The organism is Flagellimonas aquimarina (genome assembly GCF_003149745.1).
Lineage (GTDB): Bacteria > Bacteroidota > Bacteroidia > Flavobacteriales > Flavobacteriaceae > Flagellimonas > Flagellimonas aquimarina.
This window is the reverse complement of sequence record NZ_QGEG01000005.1, coordinates 313-17,409: the sequence shown is the minus strand read 5'-3', so window position 1 is coordinate 17,409 and position 17,097 is coordinate 313. Positions and strand designations below refer to the sequence as shown.

Below are 17,097 nucleotides of genomic sequence, written 5' to 3'. Positions count from 1 at the left end.
CATATTGTTATGGCTAGAATAAAAGATAATAACGCACCAAAAAGGTTTGATAAAATTTCCATAGGACTGGCTTCTCCGGAGTCAATCTTAGCTGAGTCCCGTGGAGAGGTTTTAAAACCCGAAACTATAAACTATAGAACGCACAAACCCGAACGTGATGGGCTGTTCTGTGAGCGTATTTTTGGTCCTGTAAAGGATTACGAATGTGCTTGTGGTAAATATAAGCGTATCCGCTACCGTGGTATTGTTTGTGACCGTTGTGGTGTTGAAGTAACAGAGAAAAAAGTACGTAGAGATCGTGTTGGGCACATTAACCTTGTTGTTCCTGTGGCGCATATCTGGTATTTCCGTTCACTTCCAAATAAAATAGGATACTTATTGGGATTACCATCCAAGAAGTTGGATATGATTATCTATTATGAAAGATATGTTGTAATCCAGCCTGGTATTGCCAAAGGGCCAGAAGGTGAAGAAATCAATAAAATGGATTTCTTGACCGAAGAGGAATACCTTAATATTTTGGAATCCATTCCAGCAGAAAACCAGTACTTGGAAGATACAGACCCTAACAAGTTTGTTGCCAAAATGGGTGCGGAGTGCCTAATTGATTTACTGTCTAGAATTGATTTGGAAGAACTTTCATACAGTCTAAGACATAAGGCGAACACAGAGACTTCAAAACAACGTAAAACAGAAGCTTTAAAAAGGCTTCAAGTTGTTGAGGCGTTACGTGAGTCTCAAGATAATAGAGAAAACAGACCTGAATGGATGATCATGAAGGTAGTTCCGGTTATTCCACCAGAATTACGTCCGTTGGTGCCGTTGGATGGTGGTCGTTTCGCTACTTCAGATTTAAATGACTTATACCGTAGAGTGATTATCCGTAACAATCGTTTAAAGCGATTAATGGAAATTAAGGCTCCTGAGGTAATCTTGAGAAATGAGAAACGTATGCTTCAAGAAGCTGTGGATTCTCTTTTTGACAATACAAGAAAAGCTTCGGCGGTAAAAACAGAATCGAACAGACCTTTAAAATCACTTTCAGATTCATTGAAAGGTAAGCAAGGTCGTTTCCGTCAGAACCTTTTGGGTAAACGTGTGGATTATTCTGCTCGTTCCGTAATTGTTGTTGGTCCAGAAATGAACCTTTACGAATGCGGTCTTCCAAAAGATATGGCAGCGGAACTGTACAAACCTTTTGTTATCAGAAAACTGATAGAAAGAGGTATTGTAAAGACCGTAAAATCTGCAAAGAAAATTATAGATAAAAAGGAGCCTGTTGTTTGGGATATCCTTGAAAATGTCCTAAAAGGACACCCGGTATTATTGAACCGTGCCCCTACATTGCACAGATTGGGTATACAGGCATTCCAGCCAAAACTTATAGAAGGTAAAGCTATTCGTTTGCACCCATTGGCTTGTACGGCGTTTAATGCGGATTTTGATGGTGACCAGATGGCGGTGCATTTGCCATTGGGCCCAGAAGCTATTTTGGAAGCTCAATTATTGATGTTGGCATCTCAAAATATCTTGAACCCTGCAAATGGTTCTCCAATTACCGTTCCTTCACAGGATATGGTCTTGGGTCTTTACTACATGACCAAGGAAAGAAAATCAACAAAAGAAGTTCCTATCAAAGGTGAAGGATTAACGTTCTATTCTGCAGAAGAAGTAGAAATTGCCTTTAATGAAGGAATGGTTGATTTGAATGCAGGAATTAAGGTTAGGGCCAAAGATTTTAATGAAGAAGGAGAGCTTGTAAGTCAGATTATTGCTACAACTGTTGGTAGAGTACTGTTCAACACCGTTGTTCCTGAAGAAGCAGGATATATTAACGAAGTATTGAACAAAAAATCACTAAGAAATATCATTGGGGATATTCTTGGGGTTACAGACGTACCTACTACCGCGGCATTTTTGGATAAGATAAAATCAATGGGATATGATTTTGCCTTTAAAGGAGGATTGTCCTTTAGTTTAGGTGATATTATCATTCCACCGGAAAAGCATGAAATGATCAACGAAGCCAATGGGCAAGTTGATGGAATCATGGCCAACTATAACATGGGTCTTATTACAAATAATGAAAGATATAACCAAGTTATTGATGTTTGGACTTCTACCAATGCCATGTTGACTGAATTGGCGATGAAGAGAATTCGCGAAGACCAGCAAGGCTTCAACTCTGTATATATGATGTTGGATTCTGGTGCAAGGGGTTCTAAAGAGCAGATTCGTCAGTTGACAGGTATGCGTGGTTTGATGGCTAAGCCTAAAAAATCTACTGCCGGAGGTGGGGAGATCATTGAAAACCCTATTCTTTCCAACTTTAAGGAAGGGTTATCTATTTTGGAATACTTTATCTCCACTCACGGTGCTCGTAAAGGTCTTGCCGATACCGCTTTGAAAACTGCAGATGCAGGATACTTGACAAGACGTTTGGTAGATGTTTCTCAAGATGTGATCATTAATATTGAAGATTGTGGTACGTTAAGAGGAATTGAAGTAAAAGCCTTGAAGAAGAATGAGGAAGTAGTGGAAACTCTTGGAGAACGTATTCTTGGAAGGGTGTCACTTCATGATGTATATAATCCATTGAATGAGGAATTGGTATTGGCCGCTGGCCAAGTAATTTCTGAGGCTGATGTGAAAAGAGTTGAAGCGGCTCCAATTGAAAGTATTGAAGTACGCTCTGCTTTAACTTGCGAGGCACCAAAAGGAATTTGCGGTAAGTGTTACGGTAGAAACCTTGCAACCAATAAAATGGTTCAGCGAGGTGAAGCTGTTGGTGTCGTTGCAGCACAATCCATTGGTGAACCAGGTACACAGTTGACCTTACGTACATTCCACGTTGGTGGTATTGCAGGTAACATTTCTGAGGATAACAAGTTGGAGGTGAAGTTTGATGGTGTTGCAGAAATCGAAGATTTAAGAACAGTTGTTGGAGAAAACAGTGATGGAGAAAAAGCAAATATTGTAATCTCTAGAACTTCGGAAATAAAAGTTGTTGATGGTACCACAGGAATTACCTTAAGTACGAATAACATTCCATACGGTTCACAATTGTTCATTAAGAACGGAGATAAAATCAAGAAAGGAACTGTAATTTGTCAATGGGATCCATATAACGGTGTAATTGTTTCCGAATTCCCTGGTCAGATTGCTTATGAAAACATTGAGCAAGGAGTTACATACCAAGTTGAGATTGATGAACAGACTGGTTTCCAAGAGAAAGTAATTTCTGAATCAAGGAATAAGAAACTGATACCGACCTTATTGATTAAAGATGGTAAGGGAGAAACACTACGTTCTTACAACTTGCCTGTTGGTTCACATATTATGGTGGATGACGGAGATAAGATCAAAGAAGGAAAAATCTTGGTTAAGATTCCACGTAAATCTGCAAAAGCAGGTGATATTACAGGAGGTCTGCCAAGGGTAACGGAACTTTTTGAAGCACGTAACCCTTCTAACCCAGCAGTTGTTTCTGAGATTGATGGTGTAGTTTCTTTTGGTAAGATAAAGCGTGGTAATCGTGAGATTATTATTGAATCAAAATTGGGTGAAATCAAGAAATACTTGGTGAAACTTTCAAATCAGATTTTGGTACAAGAGAACGATTACGTTCGTGCAGGTATGCCTTTGTCCGATGGATCTATTACTCCAGAAGATATTTTGGCAATCAAAGGACCATCAGCGGTACAACAGTATTTGGTAAATGAAGTACAAGAAGTTTACCGTTTACAGGGTGTAAAAATCAACGATAAACATTTTGAAGTTGTTGTTAGACAAATGATGCGTAAAGTACGTATTGAAGACTCGGGAGATACGACTTTCTTAGAGAATCAATTGGTGCATAAAGATGACTTTATTCGTGAAAATGATGAGATTTTTGGAATGAAGGTTGTTGAAGAACCTGGAGATTCTGAAAACTTTAAAGCGGGACAGATTATTTCTGCACGTGAATTAAGGGATGAAAATTCTGTATTACGAAGAGCCGATAAAGCCCTTGTTAGTGCAAGAGATGCCGTTGCAGCTACTGCAACCCCAATCTTGCAAGGTATTACACGTGCCTCGTTGCAGACAAAATCGTTTATCTCAGCTGCATCCTTCCAAGAGACTACCAAAGTATTGAATGAGGCCGCGGTAAGTGGTAAGGTCGATACCTTAGAAGGCTTGAAGGAGAATGTTATCGTAGGACATAAAATTCCTGCCGGTACTGGTATGAGGGATTATGACAGTATCATTGTAGGCTCAAAGGAGGAATACGATGAAATCATGGCCCGAAAAGAGGAATTCAAATTCTAATGAACAAACCCTGGCGATATCGTCAGGGTTTTCTTTTTAACAAATACATGAAAATACAATGGCGGAGAAAAATCAAAACCAGAAGCAAATAAATATAGAATTGGATGAAAAAACTGCAGAGGGAATATATTCCAATTTGGCAATCATCAATCATTCAGTGTCCGAATTTGTAGTAGATTTTATTAGTATGATGCCAGGGGCACCTAAAGCCAAGGTTAAGAGCAGAATTGTTTTGACACCGCAACATGCCAAAAAGTTTTTGAAAGCCTTGAATGATAACGTTACTAGGTTTGAAAAAGCTCATGGTACTATAAAGGATTATGAACAGCCTCCAATCCCTTTAAATTTTGGGCCTACAGGAGAGGCGTAAAAAAAGCCCATAATCATAGATTATGGGCTTTTTTTTATCAAACTTATTTCTAGTCGAACTCCGAAGTAAAATGAAGCTTAACTGAAGGGTATTTTTGCTGTGTCATCTGTAATGAAAAATGAGAGTCGGCCAAAAAGACCAACTGCCCTCGTTTATCAATGGCCAAAAACTTCTGTTTCACTCTTTTGAACTCTTTAAATTCATCATTGGAGGCGTCATCTGCTTCTACCCAACATGCCTTGTGCACAGGAAAGTTTTCGTACGTACATTTGGCCCCATATTCATGCTCTAGCCTGTATTGAATAACTTCATATTGAAGCGCACCAACGGTACCAATAACCTTGCGACCATTAAGTTCTAATGTAAACAATTGGGCAACACCCTCATCCATGAGTTGATCAATACCTTTATATAGTTGTTTGGCCTTCATGGGGTCAGCATTGTTAATATATCTGAAGTGCTCCGGAGAAAAGCTTGGAATACCTTTATAGCTTAATTTCTCGCCACTGGTAAGCGTATCTCCAATTTTGAAATTCCCGGTGTCATGGAGCCCAACAATATCCCCGGGATAGGAAATATCAACGATTTCTTTCTTTTCTGCAAAAAATGCATTCGGACTTGAGAACTTCAAGTTTTTACCATGCCTCACATGTAAATAGGGTTTGTTCCGCTCAAAAGTACCAGAAACAATCTTTATGAATGCCAAACGGTCGCGATGTTTCGGGTCCATATTAGCATGTATTTTAAATACAAAGCCTGAGAAATCTTTTTCACTTGCTTCCACCAAACGTTCTTCTGCCATTTTAGGCCTTGGTGGAGGTGCAATTTCAACAAAACAATCTAACAGCTCTCGTACTCCAAAATTGTTCAACGCTGATCCAAAGAACACAGGTTGTTGTTGACCTTTTAAGTAGGAATCTTTATCAAATTCCGGATAAACTCCGTTCACCAACTCCAGATTGTCCCTTAATTCTAATGCAGCAGATTCACCAATAATGTTTTCAAGTTCTGTACTTTCTATATCAGTAAAAGCAATCGTTTCCTCAATGTTTTTCTTGTTATTCCCACTAAAGAGGTTGATGTTTTTTTCGTAGATATTATAGATTCCTTTAAAGTCATAACCCATCCCAATGGGAAAACTAAGAGGGGTAACGGATAAACCTAGTTTTTGTTCAACTTCATCTAAAAGGTCAAACGCATCTTTCCCTTCTCTATCCAATTTGTTGATAAAGACAATCATGGGAATATTCCGCATTCTACAGACTTCTACCAATTTCTCAGTTTGTTCCTCTACACCTTTGGCCACATCAATGACCACAATAACACTATCCACGGCGGTTAAGGTTCTAAAAGTATCTTCAGCAAAGTCCTTGTGCCCTGGCGTATCAAGGATATTGATTTTTTTATCATTGTAAATAAATGCCAACACCGATGTGGCAACAGAAATTCCCCTTTGGCGTTCAATTTCCATAAAATCACTCGTAGCTGATTTCTTGATTTTGTTGTTTTTTACCGCACCAGCCTCTTGAATGGCACCACCAAAAAGCAATAACTTTTCTGTTAGTGTTGTTTTACCGGCATCTGGGTGAGAAATAATGCCAAAAGTCCTTCGTCTTGCTATCTCTTTATCAAAATCCATCGGAGAAAATTTCGGCAAAAATAACGTAAATATCCCTGTTATAATTAATTAGGGGGTTTATAAATAATTGTTAATATAATTAGAACAAAAAAAGAAAAAAAATGGCCTCTAAAAATAAAAAGTAAAGTAATTTTCGTACGCTTAAGGTTTTTGTTTTTTACTATATCGTAATCTTTTTATGAGAACCCTACGTATTAATATAAGTGGTTAGTAATGATGAGGAATAAGCCTTTTATCGATAAAAATAGGTGATAAGCTTTAAATGCATTAATTATGCGTTTGAGATTATTTGGTGCAAGGAGAACACAAATAACCATTTTTTAATAAGAAAAGCCCCATTTTCTTACACTTACGAGAACTACAGGCCATGGTGATTAGTTGACCAAAACTGTCATTTATGGAAAAAAATACTTTCTTAGATTTTAAGAAAAAGGTTTCATACAGTCTTTTTTTAATAGCAGGATTTGCCGTATATCTTACGGTCACTTCATTTAGTAATGCTCCTGACACTTTAATAGATTTGGAACTGTTCGTTCTTCCCGATATCGATACAGATGGTGATGGGGTTCCAGATAAAAAAGATATAGATATTGACGGAGATGGAATAATTAATACCATTGAAGATCAAAATGAAGATGGGGATGATTGTTATTGGACCTATCCAACAGATACGGATGGAGACAATATTCCAGATTACTTGGATATAGATTCTGATGATGATGGTCTTCTAGATAACCTTGAGGCGCAAACAACCCACGGATATATACCACCATCAGGAAAAGATAAAGACGGTAATGGATTAGACGATGCTTATGAAGAAACTCCAGGTGCTTGTGGAGGATTAACCCCAATTGATACCGATTATGACCACCACCCAGATTATGTAGATATAGATTCAGATGATGACGGCATTTTGGATAATGTGGAGGCTCAAACCACAACAGATTTTCAAGCGCCTTGCGGAATAGATAAGGATAAGAATGGATTGGATGATCATTACGAAAGTTGCCCAGGTGGAGGTGAAGGCTTGACTCCAATAGATACAGATTCTGACCATCACCCAGATTTTAGAGACATTGATAGTGACGATGACGGTATTATCGACAATGTAGAAGCACAAAAAACAGATTACTTTCAAGCACCTTGCGGTGTTGATAGTGATGGTAACGGATTGGATGATCATTATGAGTCTCACCCTGGTGGCGGTGAGGGTATTACGCCTGTTAACAGTGATGATGATCCACTTCCCAATTTTAGAGACATAGATAGTGATGATGATGGTCTTCCTGATAATGTGGAAGGGCAATCTACAGCAGGTTATATTCCACCTACTGGAGAAGATGATGATAAGGATGGGCTAGATAATGCTTATGATGGCGGTGAAGAGGAAGGAATAAACCCCGAGAACACGGATGGCGAGGACGAGCCAGATTATCTGGACGATGACAGTGACAACGACCTAGTGGCTGACAACAACGAGGGGAACGACTTCAACTTTGATGGGATTCCCGACCAGACGTACACGGGCACCGATACGGACAACGACGGATTGGACGATGGCTACGAGGGCAGTGATGTCAACGATGGCTATGATGTGAACGATGAGATAGACGATCCTGCTAACGACCTTCCCGATACGGATGGCACTGAGGAAGTTAACTACCGGGACTTTGATGATGACGGAGATGGAATCGACACCCCAGATGAGGATGTGGATCAGGACGGTGACCCCACCAACGACGATACCGATGGTGACGGTACCCCTGATTATCTAGATCCCAATGAAGATGGTGATGACACGGACGATGACGGCGTACCGGACAGTGTTGACCTTGATGACGACAACGATGGTATCTTGGACACTGTGGAGGACCCGAACCTTGACAATGACAACGATCCATTGACGGATCCATTGGACAGTGACGGTGATGGCCGCCCCGATCATTTGGACATCGACAGTGACGATGACGGCATTCCGGACAATGTTGAGGCACAGCCTACTACGGGATATATTGCACCGAACGATGATGACGAGGCGACCTATACTGCGAACGACGGAGTGAACTCTGCCTACCTTGGCGGTCTTGCCCCCGAGAACACTGATGGCGAGGACGAGCCAGATTATCTGGACGATGACAGTGACAACGACCTAGTGGCTGACAATAACGAGGGGAACGACTTCAATTTTGATGGCATTCCCGACCAGACGTACACGGGCACCGATACGGACAACGACGGATTGGACGATGGCTATGAGGGCAGTGATGTCAACGATGGCTATGATGTCAACGATGAGATAGACGACCCTTCGAACGACCTTCCCGATACGGACGGTACCGAGGACGTGAACTATAGGGACTTTGATGATGACGGTGACGGTATCGACACCCCTGACGAGGATGTGGATCAGGACGGTGACCCCACCAACGACGATACGGATGAAGACGGCACCCCTGACTACCTAGACCCTAATGAAGATGGTGATGACACGGACGATGACGGCGTACCGGACAGTGTTGACCTTGATGACGACAACGATGGTATCTTGGACACTGTGGAGGACCCGAACCTTGACAATGACAACGATCCGTTGACGGATCCATTGGACAGTGACGGTGATGGCCGCCCCGATCATTTGGACATCGACAGTGACGATGACGGCATTCCGGACAATGTTGAGGCACAGCCTACTACGGGATATATTGCACCGAACGATGATGACGAGGCGACCTATACTGCGAACGACGGAGTGAACTCTGCCTACCTTGGCGGTCTTGCCCCCGAGAACACTGATGGCGAGGACGAGCCAGATTATCTGGACGATGACAGTGACAACGACCTAGTGGCGGACAACAATGAAGGGAACGACTTCAATTTTGATGGCATTCCCGACCAGACGTACACGGGCACCGATACGGACAACGACGGATTGGACGATGGCTATGAGGGCAGTGATGTCAACGATGGCTATGATGTCAACGATGAGATAGACGACCCTTCGAACGACCTTCCCGATACGGACGGTACCGAGGACGTGAACTATAGGGACTTTGATGATGACGGTGACGGTATCGACACCCCTGACGAGGATGTGGATCAGGACGGTGACCCCACCAACGACGATACGGATGAAGACGGCACCCCTGACTACTTAGACCCTAATGAAGATGGTGATGACACGGACGATGACGGCGTACCTGACAGTGTTGACCTAGATGACGACAACGATGGTATCTTGGACACTGTGGAGGACCCGAACCTTGACAATGACAACGATCCGTTGACGGATCCATTGGACAGTGACGGTGATGGCCGCCCCGATCATTTGGACATCGACAGTGACGATGACGGCATTCCGGACAATGTTGAGGCACAGCCCACTACGGGATATATTGCACCGAACGATGATGACGAGGCGACCTATACTGCGAACGACGGAGTGAACTCTGCCTACCTTGGCGGTCTTACCCCCGAGAACACGGATGGCGAGGACGAGCCAGATTATCTGGACGATGACAGTGACAACGACCTAGTGGCGGACAACAATGAAGGGAACGACTTCAATTTTGATGGGATTCCCGACCAGACGTACACGGGCACCGATACGGACAACGACGGATTGGACGATGGCTATGAGGGCAGTGATGTGAACGATGGCTATGATGTCAACGATGAGATAGACGACCCTTCGAACGACCTTCCCGATACGGACGGTACCGAGGACGTGAACTATAGGGATTTTGATGATGACGGTGACGGTATCGACACCCCTGACGAGGATGTGGATCAGGACGGTGACCCCACCAACGATGATACGGATGAAGACGGCACCCCTGACTACTTGGACCCCAACATGTTAAATATTATCGATGCAGTGGACGATGCTTACACCTCCAATAGCTCGGGAGGAGTGATTTTGGATAGAAATGTACTTTCCAATGACACCTTGAACGGTGAATCTGTTACCTTGTCGGATGTGATTCTAACCTCGACGCCCACAGATGAACTGACCATCACTGAAGATGGGAGTGTTAGTGTAGAACCTGGAACTCCTGAAGGGACTTATACCATTGAATACACAATCTGTGAGATTGCAGATGTCGATAACTGTGATACGGGCACTGTTACCGTTGAAGTCGGTCCTAGCATGAATGTGATCGATGCAGTGGATGATGCATACAGTTCTGATACTTCTGGAGGAGTTATTTTGGATAGTGATGTACTTTCCAATGACACCCTTAACGGTGAACCGGTTACCTTATCAGATGTGATTCTGACTTCCACGCCCACAGATGAATTGACCATCACTGAAGATGGAAGTGTGAGTGTAGAACCTGGAACCCCCGAAGGGACTTACACCATTGAATACACGATTTGTGAGATTGCAGATGTGGACAACTGTGATACGGGAACTGTTACCGTTGAAGTCGGTCCTGGCATGAATGTGATCGATGCAGTGGATGATGCATACAGTTCTAATAGTTCAGGAGGAGTTATTTTGGATAGTGATGTACTTTCCAACGACACCCTTAATGGTGAATCAATTATCTCGTCAGATGTGATTCTGACTTCCAACCCCACAGGTGAACTGACCATCAATGATGATGGAATTGTAAGTGTAATTCCTGGTACCCGTGATGGTACTTATACCATTGAATATACAATTTGTGAGGCCGCTAATTCAGATAACTGCGATACTGCTACTGTCACAGTTACAGTATCTTTAGAAAATATTTTGGTTAACCAAATGTTGACTCCTAATGGAGATTTAAAAAATGATTTCCTTTTTATAAGAGGAGTTAGAAATATTAAAACAAGTACACTTAGAATTTTTAACAGATGGGGGGTCGCAGTATACGAAGGAAAAGACTACAATAATATCAACAATGTCTTTGATGGGAGGTCTAGAGGAAGATCAACTTTGAGTGCGAACGATTATCTTCCGGCCGGAGTATATTTTTATATATTTGACTACGAAACGGACGAAGGAAGTTTTACAGACTCCGAATACATATACATAAGTAGGTAACATATTGAAAGAGAATGATTAAAAAACATTTTTTAATTCCGTTTTTATTTATTGGAATGATATTTCAGAGTCTTGTTGCCCAACAAGACGCTCAATACACACAATATATGTTTAATACATTGAGTGTTAACCCTGCATACGCTGGATCAAGAGGACAATTAAGTTTTGCAGGATTATATCGTTCCCAATGGGTTGGGTTGGACGGAGCTCCAGAGACCTTTACGTTAAACCTGCATTCACCCATTCGCAATAGCAGATTAGGTTACGGGGTTTCAATTGTAAATGATAATATTGGAGATGGCGTGGTTCAAGAAACATATTTGGATGCTGTGCTTTCATACACCATTGATGTAGGACTTGATTCTAAACTTTCTTTTGGGCTGAAAGCAGGGGGTAACATGCTCAGTTTAGACTTCAATGGTCTTCGAAATTTTGACCAAGAAGTGGTAAATCAAGATAATATAGATAACCAATTTTCTCCAAATTTTGGACTAGGGATATATTATCATACAGACAAATTCTATGCTGGAATTTCTGCACCAAGCATTTTGGAAACGGAATACTTTGACAATGGTTCAAATAACCCAGAAGCGGTAAATTTTTTGGCCACGGAAAGAATAAACTTCTATCTGATCACAGGTTATGTTTTTGATTTAAATGCAGATCTTAAATTTAAACCAGCTTTGTTGACCAAAGCGGTTGGTGGGGCACCATTGCAAGTTGATATCTCTGCAAATTTTCTTTTTGCGGATAAATTTAGCTTTGGTGCGGCATATAGATTGGATGCAGCGGTCAGTGCATTAGCAGGATTTCAAGTAACGGATCAGATTATGCTTGGTCTGGCTTATGATAGAGAAACAACAGAATTAGGAGGAACCCAATTTAACGATGGCTCCTTTGAAGTTTTTTTAAGGCTGGAGTTGTTAAAAGCGTTTCAAAAAACCGTATCACCTAGATTCTTTTAATTACAGTGTAAAATGCTAAAAAGAATACTTATACTCATAATTGTTTTTTCAGGATACGTAACCAATATCTTGGCACAAGATAAGGTGAATGAGAAGCAGCAGGCAAAAGTGAAGGCAAAAGCAGATGAGCAGTATGATGAATATTCTTTTAGCCCTGCAATAGATATTTATAAAAAAGTATTGGACAAAGGTTATGTGTCTTCAGATTTATTAAAACGTCTGGGAAATGCCTACTATTTCAATGCCAAATATGAAGAAGCTGCCAATGTTTACAAAAAACTGGTAGAGACTTTTCCAGATGGAACTGAACCTGATTATTTTTTTAGATACGCCCAAAGTTTAAAAACCCTGGGAAGCTACGATGAATCTGCAGAAGTAATGACCAAGTTCAAGGAAATGACTTCAATCAATGATTATAGTGATTTTTATGATGAAGATTACCTAGCCAAAATAGAAGAGAATTCTGGAAGATATGATGTTAAGCCCTTTCCTTACAACAGTAAGTATTCAGATTTTGCAGCCTCATTCTACGAAAAAGGACTAATCTTTTCATCTGATAGAGATACAGGAAACTTGGCCCGTTACAGACATACCTGGAATTCTAGGGACTTTTTGGACTTGTACAAAGTAAACGCTGATAGTGTTTCCAACAATAAAGTGATAAAATTGGAGGGGGACGTCAATACTAGACTTCATGAATCTACCTCCGTAGTTACCAAAGATGGATATACAATGTACTTTACAAGAAACAACTTCTTGGATGGTAAAAAGTATAAAGATCAAAACGGAGTTATACGATTAAAAATTTATAGCGCGGAATTGGTTGATGGAGAATGGACTAACGTAGTAGAGTTACCATTTAACAATGATTCCTACTCGGTTGCGCACCCTGTATTGAGTCCAGACGAGAAGAAGTTGTATTTTGTTTCTGATATGCCGGGAACTGTCGGAGAATCGGATATTTTCATGACAGACATTATTGGCGATGGTACTTACGGACCAATAGTTAATTTAGGAAAGAATATCAACACAAGTTCACGAGAAACATTCCCTTTTATTACAGAAGAAGGGGTGCTTTATTTCTCTTCCGATGGACATCAAGGACTAGGAGGATTGGACATTTTTGCCACAAAAATCACCTTTGGGAATTTTGGAGAACCCGTGGTAAATGTTGGAAAACCTGTAAATGGGAGCCATGATGATTTTGCATTTATCTTAGAGAATGAGACCAAAAAAGGTTATTTCTCCTCAAACAGAACGGGTGGTTTAGGAGAAGATGATATTTACCAATTTGAAGAAACTGAACCTTTGGTTTTGGATTGCTTGCAGGACGTTACTGGAACCGTGAGGGATAGAATATCAAATGAAGTTTTAGTAGGAGCTACTGTAAAGATTATCGATGAAGAGAACAATGAAGTTTCCTCTACTATTACAGACTCAAAAGGGAATTACGTTTTGGGCCTTGATTGCTCAAAAGGAAACTTTGTTAGAGCATCCAGAGATGGGTATGTTCCTGCGGAAGAATACCTTAATAAGTCATATGGAAAGCCAAGGATTGTTGACTTTTACTTAGAACGCGATGTGGTAACAGGAGGTTTTGGTGATGATTTGGCTAAACTACTGCAATTAAGTACGATTTATTTTGATTTGAACAAGTTTGATATTCGGGCTGATGCTGAGATTGAAATTCAAAAGGTTATCGTGGCAATGGAGAAATATCCAAGTTTAAAGATTAAAGTGAATTCCCATACAGATAGTAGAGGTAACGATGCTTATAATCTATGGTTATCTCAAAAAAGAGCACAATCTACTGTAGCATATATGATTTCCAAGGGAATTTCTGCCGATCGACTCCAAGGAGAAGGGTATGGAGAAACTAGATTGGTAAATGACTGTGCAAATGGGACTCCCTGTTCCAAAGAAAAACATCAGCTAAATAGACGATCGGAGTTTATTATTTTTGAATAATTTTCTCCCCATTTACTTCAAGAATTTACCTAGTAAAATAGCAGAAAAACTGGGTTTCTACTCTCTGTCAGATTTCTATTTTAAAGCCCTTATCGATAAAATACCTGAATTTTAACATTTTTTGGGGATTAATGAAAAGACATACACCATTATTTATAGTCTTCACTAGCGTAATAGAGGTCTAGACAACATTTTTTGGGCACACAAGGGCTTCCAATCTATTTTTATTGAGATTTTGATGATGCGGAAATGATACGTCAATTTCCAAATTAGTGTTTGTACATGAAAAACCTCAATAATAAAAGTTTAATCCTATTTATTCTTTTTCTAGGAACCTTTGCCGTTTCTGGCCAGACTACAATTTGGTCAGAAGATTTTGAAAGTTATGCCAACGGTACTCAAACAGGGGCCGGAACAGGCACTAGTACGGCCACGTGGTCCACTAATGATGGAGATGTGGATGTCCGCACATCCGGGGGATCTCAAGTTTTACGAGGTCAGAATACAGATAATACCACGGCATACTGGACTACAAACCCCATAACAATCACTGGTTATACCAATGTATCTTTCAGTCTCGATGCTAATTCTGGAGGAGGATTAGACTTCGGAATAGATGTTTTTAGAATTCAGTATCGAATTGACGGAGGAACCTACATAGAAATTGAAAACGCCTCTGGAGATACTTCGCCATCTGATCCAATACAATCTTCATACAGTGTAACTGGTTTGTCGGGGGGGACTATAGACTTCAGGATTACCATGTACAATACTGGAGGCAGCGAGTTTTTTGAAATTGACAATTTCTTGGTACAAGGAACCGCATCGAGCTGTAGCTCAATTTCCTCTTCACCAGGATCAACAATTTTTGACCTTACTACCTTGAATTCCAACGTAAGCGGTTTGGCATCTGGGACAATTACCGATGTAAATGTTACCATAAACATCACCCATACCTGGGATTCAGATTTAGATATAAGCCTTAGAAGTCCTGCCGGTACTACCGTGAATTTATCTGATGATAATGGAGGTAGTGGAGATAATTATACAAACACGGTTTTTGATGATGCCGCAGGAACGGCAATAACTGCAGGAGGTGCACCTTTTACAGGTACTTTTAGACCCGAAGGAAATCTATCAGATTTTATTGGTGAAGACCCTAGTGGAACCTGGACTTTAATAATATTTGATGATTTTAATGGAGATACAGGTACTTTAAACAGCTTTTCAATTGAGGTTTGTACGGCAGCTGCTCCAACAGATTTGGCAGTCTCAAAAACTGTTGATAATAGCACACCTTCAGAAGGATCCAATGTTGTTTACACCCTGAGTGTTGTAAATAATGGACCAACAAATGCAACCAATGTAAGTCTAATAGATATTTTACCAGCTGGAGTGTCCTATGTAAGTGATGATGGGGCCTATAATTCTGGTACAGGAGTATGGACTATTGGTACTTTGAATAACGGAAATACAGCAACCTTAAATATTACAGCTAGTGTTGATGGTAGTACAAGCGGTTCAACCATTACAAATACAATTACTTCAGTAACTGCAGACCAAACAGATAGTAATGCAACTTCAGATGACTTAAGTGAGTCAATTTCACCTACGGTTGATCAACCCCCGGTACTAACGGTAACTGGAGACCAAGCATATTGTCCAGGAACCTCATTGCCTATAGCAGAAACATTCAGTTTAACAGATCCAGACGATACAACAACAGACGCGATTTATATACAAATATCTTCAGGATATATAAATGGAGAAGATTTATTGACGCTTACTGGAACACATCCAAATATTACGGCAACGTGGGATGCTACCGAAGGTGAGCTCACCTTGCAAGGACCTACTACTTTTGCAGAATTTGAAGCAGCAGTTTTGGCTGTTGAATATTCTAGCAGTGCAGTAAGCCCTGCAGGAAGTAGGCAATTTTCAATTACTCCAGGCAGTGCTAACTTTTTGCCACCCACAGGTCATTATTATGAGTTCATTTCTAGCCCTAATATCACATGGACTGCCGCTCGGGATGCGGCTGCTTTAAGAACGTATTTTGGTCTGCAAGGGTATTTAGCAACCTTAACTTCTCAGGCAGAAGCGGATTTCTCAGGTTCACAAACTACAGGAGTGGGTTGGATTGGCGGTAGTGATGCCGCAACAGAAGGAGATTGGAGATGGGTTACGGGTCCAGAAGGCCTTGCCAATGCAGGTGCAGGAACTCCTTTTTGGTCTGGAACTGCAGGAGGTACAACTACTGCACCGGATTTTTTTGCTTTTTGGAACGCAGGAGAACCCAACCAATCGGGAAATGAAGATTACGCACACATTACAGATGTTTCTGTGACGTCAACACCAGGATCTTGGAATGATTTACCAAATACAACCTCTACCTCCGGACCATATCAAGCACAGGGATATGTGGTAGAATATGGGGGAACAACGGGAGACCCAGTTTTAAGTATAACAGGAGTCACAACAATAACTGTTGACAATGAAGACCCCACGGCTAGCGACCCTGCGGGCATCACGGTGGAATGTATCGGTGACGTCCCAGCGGCGGACATCACTGTGGTCACCGACGAGGCGGACAATTGTGGTACGCCTACAGTCGCTTTTGTAAGCGACAGCGGACTTGTGGGGAGCAACCCCGGAACAATAACAAGGACCTATAGCGTAACTGATGATGAAGGCAACAGCATCAACGTCACCCAGGCCATCACGGTCAATGATACGACCGATCCCACGGCGAGCGACCCTTCGGGCATCACTGTGGAATGTATCGGGGACGTCCCCGCTGCGGACATCAGTGTGGTCA

At 41.3% G+C, this 17,097-nt stretch carries 7 protein-coding genes; 6 read left to right on the top strand and 1 reads right to left on the bottom strand.

Annotation, left to right across the window (positions count from 1 at the left end):
- Window positions 1–9 precede the first annotated feature (9 nt).
- Together rpoC and DKG77_RS15590 are read left to right on the top strand one after the other, a co-directional pair.
- Window positions 10–4,308, top strand: a complete 4,299-nt coding sequence (rpoC, locus tag DKG77_RS15595) for a DNA-directed RNA polymerase subunit beta' (protein WP_109665063.1) — start codon at window positions 10–12, stop codon at window positions 4,306–4,308.
- 58 nt (window positions 4,309–4,366) lie between these two features.
- Window positions 4,367–4,678 carry a DUF3467 domain-containing protein gene (locus DKG77_RS15590; protein ID WP_109665060.1) on the top strand — a complete coding sequence of 104 codons (312 nt, stop codon included), beginning with the start codon at window positions 4,367–4,369 and terminating at the stop codon, window positions 4,676–4,678.
- 49 nt (window positions 4,679–4,727) lie between these two features.
- Here the strand turns inward: DKG77_RS15590 and DKG77_RS15585 are convergent, their stop codons facing one another.
- Window positions 4,728–6,317, bottom strand: a complete 1,590-nt coding sequence (locus tag DKG77_RS15585; RefSeq protein ID WP_109665057.1) for a peptide chain release factor 3 — start codon at window positions 6,315–6,317, stop codon at window positions 4,728–4,730.
- 397 nt (window positions 6,318–6,714) lie between these two features.
- On the opposite strand from DKG77_RS15585, the gene DKG77_RS15580 reads away from it, so the two are divergent.
- The 4 genes from DKG77_RS15580 to DKG77_RS15565 all read left to right on the top strand — a co-directional run.
- Complete coding sequence (locus DKG77_RS15580) at window positions 6,715–11,346, top strand: T9SS type B sorting domain-containing protein (protein WP_109665054.1); 4,632 nt, start codon at window positions 6,715–6,717, stop codon at window positions 11,344–11,346.
- A gap of 14 nt (window positions 11,347–11,360) precedes the next feature.
- Window positions 11,361–12,311 (top strand): PorP/SprF family type IX secretion system membrane protein, encoded by a 951-nt coding sequence (locus DKG77_RS15575; protein ID WP_109665051.1) that lies wholly within the window; start codon window positions 11,361–11,363, stop codon window positions 12,309–12,311.
- A 12-nt stretch (window positions 12,312–12,323) separates the two neighbouring features.
- Window positions 12,324–14,279, top strand: a complete 1,956-nt coding sequence (locus DKG77_RS15570) for an OmpA family protein (protein WP_109665048.1) — start codon at window positions 12,324–12,326, stop codon at window positions 14,277–14,279.
- A gap of 282 nt (window positions 14,280–14,561) precedes the next feature.
- On the top strand, window positions 14,562–17,097 hold a 2,536-nt coding region (locus tag DKG77_RS15565), incomplete at its 3' end, for a proprotein convertase P-domain-containing protein (protein WP_207785472.1).

What these genes read in the sequence shown, in the direction of transcription:
- rpoC (WP_109665063.1), top strand. Translation starts at nt 10, where the DNA reads ATGGCTAGAATAAAAGATAATAACGCACCAAAAAGGTTTGATAAAATT.
- DKG77_RS15580 (WP_109665054.1), top strand. Translation starts at nt 6,715, where the DNA reads ATGGAAAAAAATACTTTCTTAGATTTTAAGAAAAAGGTTTCATACAGT.
- DKG77_RS15585 (WP_109665057.1), bottom strand. Translation starts at nt 6,317, where the DNA reads ATGGATTTTGATAAAGAGATAGCAAGACGAAGGACTTTTGGCATTATT.
- DKG77_RS15575 (WP_109665051.1), top strand. Translation starts at nt 11,361, where the DNA reads ATGATTAAAAAACATTTTTTAATTCCGTTTTTATTTATTGGAATGATA.
- DKG77_RS15590 (WP_109665060.1), top strand. Translation starts at nt 4,367, where the DNA reads ATGGCGGAGAAAAATCAAAACCAGAAGCAAATAAATATAGAATTGGAT.
- DKG77_RS15570 (WP_109665048.1), top strand. Translation starts at nt 12,324, where the DNA reads ATGCTAAAAAGAATACTTATACTCATAATTGTTTTTTCAGGATACGTA.